At 63.9% G+C, this 512-nt stretch carries 1 pseudogene; it reads right to left on the bottom strand.

The annotated features are described in order from the left end of the window. A pseudogene (locus HMPREF3227_RS13615) lies at positions 1-512 on the bottom strand (hypothetical protein); the annotation flags it as partial.

Here is a 512-nt window from a genome sequence, read left to right on the forward strand (position 1 = left end):
GCACTGAGCCGTCCGAGGCGCGGATGGTGACGTCGTCGCCTTCGCCGCGGGTAATCTTGTCCATCTCGTCGAGCTTGAGCACGATATGGACCATGCGCCGCGGCGGTGCGAGCCTGGTTGCGCCTTCGACGAATTCTTTGAACCCGTCTAAAAGCTTGTTCCGGGATTTCGGGGTCACGCCGGGCAGGCCGTTGGCGAAGTCGAGGAGGCCCGGGTCCTTGGTGAAGATGGTCAAGCGTGCCCACCCGTCGGGGGATTGGGTTAGCCGGGCGTATTCGTTTTTGGGCTTTTTCTCAATGTGCTTGGCAGCGACGGTGGGGATGTCTTCGGCGGCGGTGTCCGCCAGCAGCGCGCGCAGCGTGTCCTTATTGGGAGCGGAGGCGATGAGGTTCTCAGTTTTCTCCAGCACGCGGAGTGGGTGCTTGCGGCGGATTGCCGCGGCGCGGGCTTCGGCTTGGAGGGTCGTGGCTTGCGTGTGGCCGTAGTAGACCTTGTGCAGGCGGCGCACGAGA

It is taken from the genome of Corynebacterium sp. CMW7794, from assembly GCF_001563605.1.
Taxonomy (GTDB): domain Bacteria; phylum Actinomycetota; class Actinomycetes; order Mycobacteriales; family Mycobacteriaceae; genus Corynebacterium; species Corynebacterium phoceense.